We start from the raw sequence: 15,861 nt of genomic DNA on the forward strand, positions 1-15,861 counted from the left end.
CTATGAAAAGAAGAAACTTCCTGAACGCCTCTGCTCTAGGTGCCGGAGCCGTATTTTTAAGTTCCTGCGAAACTGGTGCAGGCTCCGACCCTTCCATGGACGGACTAAAGTCTTTAGTTGATGATATCCAGCCTATTACAGATGAAGAAAGAGCTGCCAGAATAAGCAAAGCTCAAAAACTCATGCAGGAGCAGGGAATTTCTGCTTTACTGTTAGATGCTGGCACTTCGCTCAAATACTTCACAGGCATTTCTTGGTGGCCTAGCGAAAGGCCTATGGTAGCTTTAATTCCGGCCAAAGGTGCATTATCGTTCATTTGCCCTGGTTTTGAAGAAAACCGACTTCGTGAAATGCTTTCAGAAAGCACCAAAGTATATGCATGGCAAGAAGATGAAAGTCCGTACCTGAAAATAGCCGAGGCCATAGAAAAGGCAGGAATTTCAAACGGAAAAATAGGTATAGAAGAAAGGGTCCGATTCTTCATTTTTAATGGAGTCAAAGAAGCCGCTCCACATTTGGACTTGGTCAGCGGAGATGGCATTACCATTCCATGCCGAATGATAAAGTCGGTTTCGGAAATACTGCTGATGCAAAAAGCGACCGAGATTACTACAGCAGCCATAAAAGTTGGCTTTAAAGCATTAAAAGAAGGCTGTACCCCAGCAACATTCTCAGAAGCGGTAGCTGCTGCTCACGCTAAAATGGGAGCAAGTCACGCTTTTGCTTCTTGTAATTTTGGAGAAGCGTCTGCATTTCCACATGGCTCAGGCAAGCCACAAATTCTTAAAAAAGGAGACGTAGTTTTAGTAGACTGTGGCTGCACCGTAGAAGGTTATAATGCAGACATTAGCCGTACCATAGTTTTTGGAGCCTCGCCTACAGCTCGTCAACAAGAAATTTGGGATTTAGAAAAGAAAGCACAGGCCGCAGGTTTTGCTGCCGCTCAAATAGGTAACAAACTCCATGAAGTAGATGATGCCGCCAGAAAGGTAATTATTGACGCAGGTTTCGGCCCAGAATATCAATTACCTGGCTTACCGCATAGAACTGGTCACGGCATAGGCATGGATGGTCATGAATGGGGAAACGCCGTCAAAGGCAACGAGACTATCATTAAAGCAGGCATGTGTTTCAGCATAGAGCCTACCATAGCTATTATGGGCGAATTTGGCGTCCGTTTAGAAGATTGTGTTTTCATGAGCGACGCAGGTCCAAAATGGTTTTCAAAGCCAAGCCCTTCTATTTTAGAGCCGTTTGATTAGTATCTAAACTAAGGATAAGCTAAGTAACCTGACTATATTGATTTTGGCATTCACTCATGTGAATACCTAATATTAGTTGCGAAAATTTAACTTATTAAAATCATGAAAAAAGAAGTACAAAGAGGAGCCCAATCAAATTCTATTTATGGTCTTGGCTGCATTGGTGCCGTTATTTATTTCCTCACTACGGCTACAAGTTTTACCATGGGAGTTTTGGGTGTTTTAAAAGCTGTGGTATGGCCTGCTTATTTTGTTTACGAAGCTTTTAAGAGTTTTGGTTTGTAAAAGAAGCTGTTTCAAAAACGCTAGACTTGTCAACTTTTTCCTTCAAGCCTTTGTTCTCTCAGAGAACAGACCGAAGCAGAAAGATGAAACTGAATATTGATAATACTTTTATAAATGAACTTCCAGCCGATAAGGAACTAAGCGTTTTCCCTCGTCAGGTTTCGGATGCATGTTTTTCATTTGTAAACCCACGAGTACCAAGTGAGCCTAAAGTCCTTCATTATTCGTCTGAAATGGCTGCCGCTATTGGTCTTTCTGAAGAAGAAGCTGAATCAGAAGATTTCACCAAAATTTTCTCGGGTACTGAAGTTTATCAAGACACTAAGCCTTATGCCATGTGCTACGGTGGCCATCAGTTTGGAAACTGGGCTGGCCAGTTAGGCGATGGACGAGCCATCAATCTTTTTGAAGTTGTAGAAAATAATAAAAGATGGGCTTTACAATTGAAAGGTTCTGGTCTTACGCCCTACTCAAGAACTGCCGACGGACTAGCAGTTTTACGCTCGTCTGTACGTGAGCATTTATGCAGCGAAGCCATGTTTCACTTAGGCGTACCTACCACACGGTCGCTTTCATTAGCTTTAACTGGCGACCAAGTTTTAAGAGATGTGCAGTATAACGGAAACCCAGCCTACGAAAAAGGAGCAGTGGTTTGTAGATTGGCTCCAAGCTTTATTCGTTTCGGTAATTTTCAGATTTTAACCGCTAGGCAAGACCGTAAAAACTTACGCTTGCTGATGAATTATACCATTCGCCATTTCTTCCCTGGCATTACAGAAAACACAAAAGAAGGCTATATCCAGTTTTTCAAAAAAGTTAGTAAAGACACCCTAAAAATGGTGATGGACTGGCAAAGAGTGGGTTTTGTACATGGTGTTATGAATACTGATAACATGTCGATTCTAGGGCTCACCATAGATTTTGGTCCTTATGGCTGGCTAGAAGGTTACGACAGAAACTGGACACCAAACACCACCGATAGCCAGCATCGAAGATATAGATTTGGGCAGCAGCCAAACGTAGCTTTATGGAATTTGGCTCAACTAGGAAGTGCTCTAAACCTGATTATTGATGATGTGCCAGCTTTAGAAAATATCCTGAACGAGTATCAGGATTCATTTACTTTAGCATATCAAAAAATGATGCGAGACAAGCTAGGATTTACCTCAGAAGAGGAGACCGACGAACTATTATTTCAAGAGCTAGAAAAAACGCTCCATCTCACAGAAACGGATATGACCATTTTCTACCGAAACTTGGCCAATCTCAAAAAAGATGAAACCCTTGCAGACAATAGCACAGCCTTAGACTTCATCAAAGAGGCCTTTTATTCTCCAGAAGAACTCAAGGACGAAACATTACAAGGTTGGTTAAACTGGCTAAAGTCATATCAAGCCAGACTCCTTAAAGAGGATACAAGCGATGCAGCAAGGAAAGCAAAAATGAATGCTGTTAATCCTAAATATGTATTGCGTAATTACATGTCGCAACTAGCCATAGACGCAGCAGACAATGGCGATTACAGTTTGATAAGTGAGCTACACGAACTCTTGAAAAAACCATACGACAATCAGCCAGAAAACGAAAAATGGTTTGCCAAAAGACCCGAATGGGCAAGGAATAAAGTAGGCTGTTCTATGCTTTCGTGTAGTTCGTAGGTAAAATCATTTCTTATCCGCAAGAAAGTCATTTGTCACAATTTTGGCTTTTAATGCCAAAATCCCGCCAAATGTTTTGTTGTGGTATCTAAAATAAAGACGGGTTACACCCGTCTCTATTAATATTATACCCCGCTGGGGTATGTAGGAATTAATTTCATATCCAATTCAAATTAAATAAATCCTTATCTCCAAAATACTGTGTGAAGAACGATCGAAATTTCAACATACTCAGCTAAATACATTGACTAAACTTAAATTTCGAGTGTTCAAGTTTATTTTGGAAAGTGGTTTTTGTCTCGTTTTGGCCGAAACCAAAATGAGGGTCCGTCTGACAAGACAGCGAAAAGCAAGATTTAGGAAATACTAAAACTAAACTATTTACTAAATCAACATCTAATCCGACATTATCATCTAAAAACGTTTGTCACAATTTTGGCATTAAAGGCCAAAATCACGCCAAACTAAAAGCAAATTGACCATTTACGAGGGGTTCCAACCCTCGCTACCAATATATCGCTCCTAAGGAGCTAAAAAATATTTCATAACGAACATTTCAAAACCAAAAACTGTTTACCCATCATGGAAATAGGAATAGACAGCTTTGCGGCAGCACCAGCAGATAAAGACGTTTCATCTGCTCAAGCAATGGGTGAGCTTATTGACAGAATGGTCTTTGCCGACCAAATCGGTTTAAATGTTTTTGGTATTGGTCAGCATTACCGAAAAGACTTTCTGGACTCTGCCCCTAGTATGATATTGGCGGCAGCAGCAGCTAGAACAGAAAACATTATTCTTACCTCCGCAGTAACTGTTTTGAGTTCGTCTGACCCTGTGAGGGAATTTCAAAATTACGCTACGCTAGATTTAATATCACAAGGCAGAGCAGAGATGGTGGTAGGTCGTGGTTCATTTATAGAATCATTTCCGCTTTTCGGCTTTCGTCTAGATGATTACGACGAGCTTTTTGCCGAAAAACTAGAACTACTCCTTCAAATCCGTGACGAGGAAACGGTAACATGGAAAGGGAAATTTAGAGCCCAACTTCATAAACAATCGGTCTACCCAAGACCGATGCAAGAGAAATTACCAATTTGGCTCGGCGTTGGTGGTACACCTGCATCTTTTATACGTGCGGGCCATTTAGGTTTACCGCTCATGGTAGCTATTATTGGTGGCGAAACGCACCGTTTTCGTCCGTTGATAGACGCTTACAGAAAAGCAGGTGCAGAAGCAGGGCATTCGCCTGAAAGCTTAAAAGTGGGAATTCATTCTTTAGGTTATGTAGGAAAAACCGCCGACATCGCTATTGACACTTATTACCCAGGCTACGCCAAAATGTTTACAGAAATAGGAAAAGAGCGTGGCTGGCCACCTGTTACCAAAGATAGATTTGATGACCAAAACAGCCATTATGGTTCTATGGTAGTAGGGAATCCAGCAGAGGTAGCCGAAAAAATATTACGCCATAGCGAAGCACTTGGAGGTATCAGTAGATTTACTTTTCAAATGGATGCTGGCATGAATCACGAGCAACTAATCTCTGCGATTGAATTGATAGGAAAAGAAGTTATTCCTTTGGTGAACAACACGCATTAGATTTAACAAAAGTATGTGCCGATAAAGATACCCTGAAGGGGTATAAAATGAATAGAATAAGGATATGAGATTATATTCATTTGGCGATATTTTGGCTATCAAATGCCAAAATCATGACAAATTTAAACCTTTAGCTTCTTCTTCTTTTTGGTTGCTTTAGCCAAGGGATTAAAAGCAAGTGTTTGGTCTAACCAATAAGACAAATCTTGCTCCGCATCAAAACCTAAAGGAGTTACAAAAATGTATCCTTTCATAGGTCTTCCGTTGAAATCCATGGGCAGGGTGTGTTCCTTTTCTATCTCGGCTTCATAAGCTTCTTCTCCTATTCTGGCCATCAAAAGGCTGTCGCCAAATTTCTTGTCGATATGAATACCACAGAGCATTTTATCATCCACTTTAAAGCATAGGCCTCCCATCATTTTCATTTCTTCAAAATGGGTTTTCTTTTCCTTTAAACTTTGTCTGATTCGGTCTGCTAGGTATTCGTCGTAGGCCATGGGTATTGATAAATGTAGAATCTAATTTAAGGTAAATTCCACATTAAGAAAACTAGAACAACTTATAACAAGATAAGCACAGCAACATATTTGTCACAATTTCGGCTTTTTAAGGCCAAAATTCCGCCAAATGAAGGACACCTTGTTATATTATTTACGACGGGTTTCACCCATCGCTACCAACGTTATACCCCGCTGGGGTATCTTATATCAATCAATTGATAAAAACAAATCCCCTAAAACTCCCAACGATAATTCAACATTGGTACCATGCCTAATTGATTTTTACGGACTACTTTCTTTTGGAAAACGTCATAGTAATCAAAAGCCACATTGGCATAATTTGCCACATTCTGAATATCTAAAGAGAGCATGGTATTATACTTTTTCTTTGACTTTTTAAGATACACTCTAATGTCGGGTCTGAAATAGTCAGGAAGGCGGTCTGTTAGCTCTTTAGTATAATCAAACACCGTTTTTCCTTGCGACTCAGAGGCATCCAAATTGATTTCATAATTTCTAAAACCACCCATCCAAACCATACGCAGATTGGCCCCAAAAACACGTTCTTTTTTCAAGTCCCATTCTTTACCAAACGTCACATTGACAATGTGGTTTCCACTAAATTTCGTTTCATAATATTCGCCATCGGCCGCTTGAAATTCTGATTTATAAAGCGTGGCATTTATCAAAGCAAAAAGCCCTTTGTCCAGGAATTTCTGATACCCTACTTCCAAACCATAGTTTCTACCATTTCCGTTTTGACTCACATCAAAAGGAAAAATAAAATCGCTCATATTTAAACCTGAGAAAAACTTATTATTGCTATCAAACCTTGGGCTTAAAGCATTTGACAAAGCCTGATAATAAACCTCCGTTTTTATAGAAGATGAATTATTCAATTTAGTTTCTTCACTCAGCACAAAATGATGAGCTAAAATAGGTTTGATGTCTGCTACTTGGTCATTTAACCATGGAGAGTTCAGTTGCGAATGAAATCCGTATGCCAGATTGATGTCGTTCTTAGCATTTATTTGATAACCAAAAGCCGCTCTTGGCTCTATTGTACTGGTTTTGGTAGCAGTATAATTCAGGTTATGCACACCCAGCACCAAATTTCCTGCTTTGCCTATATTGGTATTCCACTGCACAAATGGCTCTAAAACCCATGAAGTGTACAAGCCAGCCAAACCATTCTGTCGCGACAGCAATGAATCTTGTGAATAAGTGACATAAACACCACCTTTTAAACTACTAGCACCATTTACTCTATGACTTAAAATACTGGAGAAAGACAGCTTACTAGACTGCATAATGTCTTCTAAAGGTGTCACATTAATAGTGGCTGCTTCTCCGGCATCCTGAATTCTCTCGTTTCTAAGACCCGAATAAATCAAAGCATTTTTCCATAAATAGGTGCCCTTAAAATGTTTAGTATGTGTGGCTCCTACGGCAGCCATTTTCCCTTTATAATTAATTACATATTGGTCTTTTTCTAACTCTGGACCAAGACCTTCTTCGTCATCAAAAGCGAAATCATTAGAGTTTACACCACCCATTCCAAAAAGCGTAAAGTCGCCTAGTTTCTCATTTGGGAAACTTAGGTTAATAGCTAAATCTTGAAATTTAATGGTTTCACCACCAAAGGTCAATCCGCCCAAAGCCAAAAGCCCGGTGAAAGAATACCTATAATTGACCAAATAGCTACTTCCTGTTTTCTTATTGATAGGACCTTCTGAAGCCAAATCAACGCCTATTAAACCAACCTGAGCCGTATGCTCATATTTCTGATTATTCCCTTTACGAAGTCTCATATCCATAATTCCCGATAGGGCATTTCCATACTGAGCAGGAAAAGCACCTGTCAAGAAATTGGTGTTTCCCATCATCTGAGCCGACACCATAATCACGCCACCTGCATTAGAAGTAGCTTGGTCAGAAAAAGTACCTGCATTAGCTGTATGATTAGGATTTACTATTTCCATTCCTTCCAGTCGCCACTGCAAACCTGTAGGATTATTCCCTCTAATGCTCATGCCATTGGCTTGGTCGTTGGCATTTGCCACCCCAGGAAAAGACAGAGCTAAACGAGCTGGGTCAAAAAAAGTAGCAGGAAAACGCATGACCTGCTCTACCGTTATGCTTTGTAAACTAGTTTTAGCTCCAGATAAATTTGGACTGGCGGCCGTCACCGTCACACCTTCTAAATCTCTAGTAGACTCCTCCAATAGAATAGTCAAAACCAATTCTTTATTAGCCGTCAAAACAAGTTCTTTCACTACCTGTTTGGTATAACCTACCATAGAGATTTCAAGCTCTAAACGTCCTGTTGGCACTTTTTGAAAAATAAACATCCCGTCTTCGTCTGTTTTAGTGTTTAAATCAGAACCGACTACACGCACCGTGGCTTTCTCCAATGGAGCTTCTGTCAATACAGCTTTCACCGTTCCTCTAATGCTGTTGGTTTGCTGAGCAAAAGCTATTTGCGAAGCTAAAACACCTATAAAAATTAAAATATACTTTTTCAAAATGATATGTCCTTTGAATCAATTATTAACTATCAAGGCAAAGGTACACCATTCGCAAAAAACAGCTATCCTATTCCGTAGAAAAGCCGCTATACATTTTTTATACGCCAGTTTTTTGGAGATATTTAGCACTAATATGTCGCTATATAAAATCTACGGTTCTTCAGCTGGTTCGGGTAAAACATTTACACTGACCAAAACTTACTTGCAGCTCGTTTTATCGTCTGCCAGTCCCCATTATTTTAAACAAATATTGGCCATAACCTTTACCAATGATGCTGCCTCAGAAATGAAAAGCAGGATTATTGAAACTTTGAAAGAATTAGGAGGGCCAGAGGAGGGAATGTCATCTAAAACCAAGGTTACCTTAGAAGTACTCAAAGAAGATTTACCCGACCTGCATCCACAGCAATTACAAGCAAGAGCAAAAGCAGCTTTTGAACAAATACTACAAGATTACGCCGATTTCAATGTCAAAACCATTGACAGTTTTGTCAATCAATTGGTTAGTTCTTTTGCCCTAGATTTGGGTTTACCCTATAATTATGAGGTGGTTTTAGATAAAAAACCGCTATTGCTGAAAGCGACAGAACGTGTTTTTGACAAAATAGGCTTAGTAGGACAAGAGCACCTTACGGACTTGATTGAGAAATTTGCTTTGGAAAAAGCAGATGAAGGTAAAAACTGGCAAATGCTTTTGCCCAATTTAGCAGGCTTTGCAAACAACCTTTTTGACGACCAGTTTTATAGCTTGATTCAAAAGAATCAAAATCTGAAATACTCAGATTACCTGAAGGTCAAACAACAAATCAATAAACACATAAAAGTTACACAAAACACTTTCCTACTCATAGGCAGGCATGGGCTTGACATTTTAGAAAAAAATGGACTAAGCATTGACGATTTTGCCTACGGAAAAAGTGGTTTTGCTTCCATATTTAATCAGGTGGCAGATGCCGACTCTGATGCTTTAAACAAGGTATGGGAACCTTCCAAAAGGATGGTAGATGCCGTAGAAAATGACAAATGGTATTCTAAAGGTTTAGGAATAGACAAAAAAGCGACCATTGATTCTGCGTCAGAAGATATTATAAGTTGGTTTAATGACTTGATAGCTTTCCTAAATAAAGAAAAACCGAAATACCTTCTCTTAAAGGAAGTCAGAAATCACCTTGATAATCTTGCCTTGTTAGGAGAAGTTAGAGAGGAGTTTGGCAAATTATTAATGGAAAATAATATGGCATACATTACTGATTTTAACCGCCGTATAAACAAAATAGTAGCAGAAGAACCTGTACCCTATATTTTCGAAAAACTAGGTGAACGGTATAACCATATTTTGATTGACGAGTTTCAAGACACCTCTGATATTCAATACTTTAACCTACTTCCGCTAATAGAAAACGCTCTTTCTAAAAACTATTTCAATATGCTGGTGGGTGACCCCAAACAGTCTATTTATAGGTGGCGTGGCGGAAAAGTGGAGCTCATGATTTATGTATTAAATCAAAACACAGATGCTTTAAAAAGCAACGAGTTACTCTCTGATAATCAGCGTTTTTCTATTGACTATACCACTGCCATGGTGCAGAAAGAGAACCTTCAAAAAAACTTTAGAAGTAAAAAGGAAATTATAGCTTTCAATAATGATTTTTTCACCAAAATGGCAGACCAATCGTCTGAAGAAATCATAAAACTGGCATTTGAAAACAAAACCCAAGAAACGCATGACGGCACTAAATCTGGCGGCCATGTAGAAATGACTTTAATAGAAAACGAGAAGGGGCAAGAGCCCATTGACGAAGTAGAATGGACTTTAGCACAGATTGACCAGAAAATAAAAGAGACGCTAGAGGCAGGTTATCAGTATGAAGACATGGCCATTCTTTGCAGGAAAAAACCGCATGCTGCGGCCATTGCGGAGCATTTAATTTCAAAAGGTATTAATGTTATCTCCGCAGATTCGCTTTTACTAAAAAACAGTCTCGGTATTTCGTTTTTGATAAGTCTTTTAATGGCTTACCAAGACCCTAAAAACAAAGCAAAACATGCAGATGCTATTTTGCTGTATCACCGATATAAGTCAATAGAATTCCCAACCGATATTGACTTCAGAAGCAGCGAACTCAGTTGTTGGGATTTTTTACAATCGCAAGGAATAGCCATTGACCAGAAAATTCTTGGAGCATTTGGCATTTATCAGCTCACCGAATCTTTTGTGAATAAACTGGGCATGTTTGAGGACCATGCCTTGCTACCGTATTTGTTTGCGTTTTTTGACATTGTTCAAAATCATATCAAAAACGATGGAAATAGCCTTTCTGATTTCTTGCAAGTCTGGGAGCAATCGAAAGATTCTTATGCCGTGAGTGTGTCAAAACAAAACGCCATTACGGTGTCAACCATTCACAAATCAAAGGGTCTGGAATATCCTGTGGTGATAGTACCTTTTGCGGGTTGGAGTACTGTTCCTATAAATCAATCTACCTTTTGGGCAGATTTGGAGCAAACCGGTTATGATGAGTTAAATACGGGAACTAGTATTTTAAAAGCGGCACCGCTTCCTTACAAAAAAACTTTAGACCTAACATTGGTGCAAGACCAATACCAAAGGGAATTAGAGTTCACTAAACTGGAGGCCTTAAACATTCTGTATGTGGCTTTTACCAGACCTGTAGATAGGCTTTATGTTTTGGCTTTAGCTCCAAGAAGTTCTGACAACAGCACCTATCGTTTTCTGAAAAACTTTGTGGTTGGAAACGGAATTGAAGCTGTTGACAATAAATACCTAATCGCTGAAGGAGAAGCTAATACCAGTAAAAAAACAGAAGAAAACGAGCACGAAAGCCATATTATCAACAAAATAAATAGCCGAGAAAATTTAGGTAAGCTAAAGCTCAAATCGAATTTAGATAAGGTTTTCAATGAACAAAATCAGCGTGACCAAGGGAATTTGATTCACACGCTCTTCTCTGAGATTGGTATGGCAACAGACCTAGACCAAGCTATTCAAAAACTACAGTTTGACGGACTTATTTTAGAAGTAGAAAAGGCCGAATTAAAAGCGGAAGCTGAGAAAATATTGCAAAGCCCTGACTTAAAGCACCTTTACTCAGGAGATATATTGGTGGAAAACGAGCGAGATATTTTGGTAAAAGATGCCGATATCAGCAGGCCCGACCGTGTAGTTTATCAAAATGACAAAGTCACCATTATTGATTATAAAACGGGTAAAAAACAAAACACGCACAAAACCCAGATTCAGCATTATGGCGAGCTGTACCGTCAAATGGGCTATACTGATGTGGATTTGCTGTTAATCTATTTGAATCCTTTGGAGATTGTTAGGGTTTAATGTCGGGGGCTGAGTGTTTGATGTCAGGTGTCTGATGTTAGGTGTTCTTGTTGGAGATCCCTGATTTAGGTCTTAGAATTGAAATGTATTTGCCTAAAACGAATGAAAAGATAAAAGCAAACAGCCAATAGCTCACCGCCAAAACTTAAAAAGCCGTAAATTTGCAGTGGTCGAAACGATGGTGTCTGACATCGTGCATCAAATCAACAGACACCGAGCATATTCATCGGACAACAAAAAACAGACAGCAAAAAAACATTGAACTTCAAAGAACATCTTATACAATTCCCGATTTTTAAAACACTAGGAAAGGCCGCAGACGAGTTAGGCGTGCAAACCTACGTGATTGGAGGATATCCAAGAGACCTTATATTAAAAAGACCAAACACAGACATTGATGTGGTTTGTATAGGCAGCGGCATAGAACTAGCCACCAAAGTAGCCAAAGCCCTTGGTCCTGATACGCCTTTAAATGTTTTTAAAAACTTTGGTACTGCTCAGATTCCTTTCGGCGATTTTGATTTGGAGTTTGTGGGAGCTAGAAAAGAATCTTACCGCAGTGATTCTAGAAAACCTACGGTAGAAAACGGCACCCTAGAAGACGACCAAAACAGACGAGATTTCACCATCAATGCCATGGGCATTTCGCTTAATAAAGAGACTTTTGGCGAACTGATTGACCCTTTTGACGGCTTGGCCGATATAGAACGAAAAATTCTTAAAACACCCTTAGAGCCAGGTATCACTTTTTCAGATGACCCTTTAAGAATGATGCGAGCCATAAGGTTTGCTACGCAATTAAACTTTGATATTGAGACGGAGACTTTTGATGCCATATCGGCCATGAAAGACCGTATCAGCATAGTTTCTCAGGAACGCATTACGGACGAACTGAATAAAATTATCATGACGCCCGTGCCTTCTTATGGTTTCAAACTGCTTTACAATACTGGGCTGCTAAAAATCATTTTCCCTGAAATGGAAGCCCTACAAGGCGTAGATGTAATAGATGGAAAAAGGCATAAAGACAATTTTTACCATACCCTACAGGTTTTAGATAACATTTGTAATACGTCTGACAATCTTTGGGTACGATGGGCAGCTATTTTGCACGATATAGCCAAACCTCCAACCAAGCGTTTTAACAAAAAAGTGGGTTGGACTTTTCATGGACATGAAGATTTGGGAGCCCGCTGGGTCAAAGGAATATTCAAACGTATGCGACTTCCACTGGATGGTAAAATGCGGTCTGTTAGAAATTTGGTAAGGTTACACCTAAGACCTATAGCTTTAGCCAAAGAAGGCGTAACCGACTCTGCCCTACGCAGAATACTTTTTGATGCTGGTGAAGATTTAGAAGACCTTATGAAACTGTGCCGAGCAGACATCACCTCTAAAGATGCTACTCGTGTAAAACGCTACCTGAAAAACTTCGACAGAGTAGAAGAAATGCTCATAGAGCTAGAAGAGAAAGATAAATTAAGGAATTTCCAGCCTGTTATCACCGGAGAAATTATCATGGCAGCTTTTGATTTACCTCCTTCTAAAGAGGTGGGTGTACTAAAAGTAGCTGTGAGAGAAGCCGTTTTAGAAGGCGTGGTGCCTAACGAACTAGAAGCTGGCTTTCAATTCATTACAGAAGAGGGCAAGAAAATGGGTTTTCAACTAGATAAGAGTTTGGAAGAAGTTTTGGCCTTTGTGGCTAAAGTCCAGGAAGATTAGTATCACCTTTAGGCAAGAGGTATGTACCTAATACACAAATCAGCACTCACAGAACGGGGTTTTATTTCACGAAAGCCGTGAAGAAAACAGTCAATCAGCGAAGAATTACTGCATGAAATTCAAAGACAATACATTAGAATTCACTCCTACTTCATTAGTCAATATACTTTGTGAGCCTTTTTCTATCAACATCAAATTGCCTAAAAATCAAGAACTAAGGCATATCTCTCATTACCGAATTGGTCACCTTTATACCAATAAAGGAAACGCGGTTAGAACCATGAAGATAATAGATAATGCTTATGATTTGGAGCTGGTCACTAAAGATGCTGAGCCAAAATTAATCTTTGGAGAGCACCCTCCTACGAAGGTCTTAGACCACTTAAAAATACCTCACTCCGAATTTATTCCACACTATAATTGCTTTGGTTTCTGCTTTGCCAATGCCCAATATCGCATTACAGACCCTAGTCAAATTTTAGCTGATGAATACGAAGAATGTACAGAATCAGAAGCGACCGTGGTAGTTTCATTTGAGAAAGGAAATCCCGTTCATGCAGCACTAAAACAAAACGGAACATACACAGCAAAATCAGGCGTAAAGGCTATGGAGACATTTAGCACCTATCATGCCGCTCTTTTAGGAATACCTTTTGATGATTTCAGGTTTTATAGGGGTATATATTAAAATAACTTATTGGAGCTTTTTATTGTGATTAACCAATCGCCTAAAACTCCGTATCACAAGCTTTACAATAATGTTTAGGTTTACTGGATATAGATTTCCAAAAGCCTAATTTCTCTAAATACGTATCTTCATTCCCACAGTTTGGACATTCCTTCAAAGTGCCCTTATAATCTTTCCCTTTGATTTTAACTTCCTTACCAAAATCACTTTCCACTCTATTATCATCAATTTCCTTAAGAATAGCCTTTGCGGCTTCTAAGTCTTTTTCCCGCACCTGAAGTTTAATACCACCTATAGCGTTTGATACAACTGGATCGGCAGACACCGTTTTTTGGTCTTTTAAGAAATAATAAAGCCCTGCATCCTTAAAACGAGGCTCATAAAGCATAGTTTCAGAGTCGTAATAAAAGGTCTTTATAGTAACTAATGGTTCGTTCATAATGCCTAATTTGTTTACTATAAATTAGTGATTTGAGTTTCATTTGGCCAGTCCAACATCTTCTAGAAAGGCTCTTCAAAGCTAGACGCTAAATATTACTAAGAGCCAAAAAAGCAATTATTAGCTAATAAAATCATATTTTAACTCCAGTCAAAGACTCAATTTGACTCTTAAAAAAAGAAATTTCATCAATTTTAAAATATCCATTTACACTTAGAAAATTCATAAAAGAAAGTTGATTCTGTTCCTTAGTATTTTCAAGACATTTAGAAAAGTACTCTTCAATCAAACTAACCATGTTTTTCTCTTTTTTAGACAATATAGAGCCCAAAACCAATAGGGAGTCAATTGTTAATACCAGTAATGGTTTAACATGTTTTTTTGTAATTGTATTACTTAACTCTAATTGCTCTTGAAACTTTTTATTCAGGTAGTAATTTATACCGTAGGAATAATCGAATACGTCATCATGCAAGACTAAAACCGGATAAAATATTTTTGACTCGGACGAGACACAACGACTCCAAGGTTCGTCTTCCTTCTGAATTTTTTCTAAAAATTTAATAAGCTGTGGAATCCCCTTTTTCCGCTTTCCTTCAGAATTCACTTTTTCAGTCATCTCTTTTTCAAATTCCTTAAAATCGTAAGCATGTTTCATTTCGCCTTTGATTAAATTATCCTTATTCTCTATTATCAAGATATTTCGCCCTTCAACCATCACATAGTCAGGTAAAGCATTTTTACTAAGTTTAAATTTCTCTACAATTTCCTCTTCAGAGTACCCTTTACTCTTTACATCATGAATTATACAATTGTTCATAGCGTGAGAAAGCAAATATTTTTCAGAAAATGCATCAGTGTAACGTGATCTACTAAATGAAGCAGATGCCTGAGACAAATTAGGCCCGTTATTCAATCTTAAAATTTCGAAATACCAGCCTTTATAAATTTTCTCAATTAAAAATAATGGGTGAAAAGCGGAATAACCATTCCCATTTCTAAAAAGAGGTTCCGCCCGCAAATTCACAAAGTCCGCCATTTCCTGATCATTATTCCCGTATAGCAAATTAGAGAGTGTTTTATCGCCAATTCTAGCTGAAATATTATTTCCATTTGCTTCTATATTCGGTTCAATATATCGAAGCCCAATTTGTAATAAACTTTGAAAAAGGGTTTGTTTATCACAGCTATATTCTTTGAGTATTAATTCATAATGAGGTTTATAAAGTTCTTCGGATTCCAAGAATTTAAATAATATTCCTGCCTTTATGATCTGAAGGTAAAGACTGTTTTTTAAGTTTTGATTTATAAAACTATTGGGCAGAGATAACAGAATTAAACGAAACGCAATTTTATCATAAAAAAAAAGATCTAAATGTTTAATAGAATTTCCAATTTCACTTTCCTTATTCGTAAGTATCTGATTTTGAAAAAGAATAGAAACAAAAAATGCTTGCTCTTTTTCAGCAATAGTACCATTGTTTAAATAGTCCGATTCTGGTATTGAAAGGGCATACTCTAATAAATGCAAAAGAGATAAATCATCTAGAAATATACACTCATCTTTTAGTAACTCTTTTGTTTTAAATATATCCTTGTAATACAAGGCATATGGATTTCTAGGACTTGAAAACAAAAGACTAAAAAAATCATCATCTATGCGTTTACTATGATAATTTATTTTAGCCATCCTCTCAACGATGAAGTTTTTAGAAGAACTCCTTAATATCTCAGACAGAGCTTCTAAATTAACTGTTACATTAACCTCTTTTTCTGAAAAAATATCTGAGTAATTAATCCTTTTTCTATAATTCATTTTTTGTGAGTT

At 38.3% G+C, this 15,861-nt stretch carries 11 protein-coding genes; 7 read left to right on the plus strand and 4 right to left on the minus strand.

Annotation, left to right across the window (positions count from 1 at the left end):
* The first annotated feature begins 2 nt into the window (after window positions 1-2).
* The 4 genes from AC0L6O_RS17955 to AC0L6O_RS17970 all read left to right on the plus strand — a co-directional run bounded on the left by AC0L6O_RS17955 (window position 3) and on the right by AC0L6O_RS17970 (window position 4,804).
* Window positions 3-1,262 (plus strand): M24 family metallopeptidase, encoded by a 1,260-nt coding sequence (locus AC0L6O_RS17955; RefSeq protein WP_473304299.1) that lies wholly within the window; start codon window positions 3-5, stop codon window positions 1,260-1,262.
* A gap of 102 nt (window positions 1,263-1,364) precedes the next feature.
* Window positions 1,365-1,547, plus strand: a complete 183-nt coding sequence (locus AC0L6O_RS17960) for a hypothetical protein (RefSeq protein WP_111373928.1) — start codon at window positions 1,365-1,367, stop codon at window positions 1,545-1,547.
* Between the two features lie 83 nt (window positions 1,548-1,630).
* Window positions 1,631-3,205, plus strand: coding sequence for a protein adenylyltransferase SelO (locus tag AC0L6O_RS17965; RefSeq protein WP_473304300.1), 1,575 nt, complete (start codon window positions 1,631-1,633; stop codon window positions 3,203-3,205).
* A 582-nt stretch (window positions 3,206-3,787) separates the two neighbouring features.
* Window positions 3,788-4,804 carry an LLM class flavin-dependent oxidoreductase gene (locus AC0L6O_RS17970; RefSeq protein ID WP_473304301.1) on the plus strand — a complete coding sequence of 339 codons (1,017 nt, stop codon included), beginning with the start codon at window positions 3,788-3,790 and terminating at the stop codon, window positions 4,802-4,804.
* 122 nt (window positions 4,805-4,926) lie between these two features.
* Here the strand turns inward: AC0L6O_RS17970 and AC0L6O_RS17975 are convergent, their stop codons facing one another.
* Together AC0L6O_RS17975 and AC0L6O_RS17980 are read right to left on the minus strand one after the other, a co-directional pair.
* Complete coding sequence (locus AC0L6O_RS17975) at window positions 4,927-5,301, minus strand: TfoX/Sxy family protein (RefSeq protein WP_473304303.1); 375 nt, start codon at window positions 5,299-5,301, stop codon at window positions 4,927-4,929.
* 236 nt (window positions 5,302-5,537) lie between these two features.
* Window positions 5,538-7,829, minus strand: coding sequence for a TonB-dependent receptor (locus AC0L6O_RS17980; protein ID WP_473304305.1), 2,292 nt, complete (start codon window positions 7,827-7,829; stop codon window positions 5,538-5,540).
* A gap of 13 nt (window positions 7,830-7,842) precedes the next feature.
* Between AC0L6O_RS17980 and AC0L6O_RS17985 the strand changes: the two genes are divergently transcribed.
* The 3 genes from AC0L6O_RS17985 (at window position 7,843) to AC0L6O_RS17995 (ending at window position 13,594) form a co-directional block, all read left to right on the plus strand.
* A complete protein-coding gene (locus AC0L6O_RS17985) occupies window positions 7,843-11,184 on the plus strand; it encodes a UvrD-helicase domain-containing protein (RefSeq protein WP_473304307.1) in 3,342 nt (1,113 codons plus the stop codon).
* Window positions 11,185-11,442: 258 nt separating this feature from the next.
* On the plus strand, window positions 11,443-12,906 hold the full coding sequence (locus tag AC0L6O_RS17990; RefSeq protein ID WP_473304308.1) for a CCA tRNA nucleotidyltransferase: 1,464 nt from the start codon (window positions 11,443-11,445) through the stop codon (window positions 12,904-12,906).
* A gap of 112 nt (window positions 12,907-13,018) precedes the next feature.
* Window positions 13,019-13,594 (plus strand): hypothetical protein, encoded by a 576-nt coding sequence (locus AC0L6O_RS17995; RefSeq protein WP_473304309.1) that lies wholly within the window; start codon window positions 13,019-13,021, stop codon window positions 13,592-13,594.
* 40 nt (window positions 13,595-13,634) lie between these two features.
* Here AC0L6O_RS17995 and AC0L6O_RS18000 read toward each other — a convergent pair whose 3' ends face one another.
* Window positions 13,635-14,033: a putative signal transducing protein gene (locus AC0L6O_RS18000; protein ID WP_473304310.1), complete on the minus strand. Its 399-nt coding sequence runs from the start codon at window positions 14,031-14,033 to the stop codon at window positions 13,635-13,637.
* A gap of 133 nt (window positions 14,034-14,166) precedes the next feature.
* A complete protein-coding gene (locus AC0L6O_RS18005) occupies window positions 14,167-15,849 on the minus strand; it encodes a hypothetical protein (protein ID WP_473304311.1) in 1,683 nt (560 codons plus the stop codon).
* Between the last annotated feature and the right edge of the window lie 12 nt (window positions 15,850-15,861).

It is taken from the genome of Arcticibacterium sp. GJ41-1 (assembly GCF_055808875.1).

Coding starts and splice junctions, on each gene's coding strand:
- AC0L6O_RS17955 (WP_473304299.1), top strand. CDS start 3: ATGAAAAGAAGAAACTTCCTGAACGCCTCTGCTCTAGGTGCCGGAGCC.
- AC0L6O_RS17960 (WP_111373928.1), top strand. CDS start 1,365: ATGAAAAAAGAAGTACAAAGAGGAGCCCAATCAAATTCTATTTATGGT.
- AC0L6O_RS17965 (WP_473304300.1), top strand. CDS start 1,631: ATGAAACTGAATATTGATAATACTTTTATAAATGAACTTCCAGCCGAT.
- AC0L6O_RS17970 (WP_473304301.1), top strand. CDS start 3,788: ATGGAAATAGGAATAGACAGCTTTGCGGCAGCACCAGCAGATAAAGAC.
- AC0L6O_RS17975 (WP_473304303.1), bottom strand. CDS start 5,301: ATGGCCTACGACGAATACCTAGCAGACCGAATCAGACAAAGTTTAAAG.
- AC0L6O_RS17995 (WP_473304309.1), top strand. CDS start 13,019: ATGAAATTCAAAGACAATACATTAGAATTCACTCCTACTTCATTAGTC.
- AC0L6O_RS18000 (WP_473304310.1), bottom strand. CDS start 14,033: ATGAACGAACCATTAGTTACTATAAAGACCTTTTATTACGACTCTGAA.
- AC0L6O_RS18005 (WP_473304311.1), bottom strand. CDS start 15,849: ATGAATTATAGAAAAAGGATTAATTACTCAGATATTTTTTCAGAAAAA.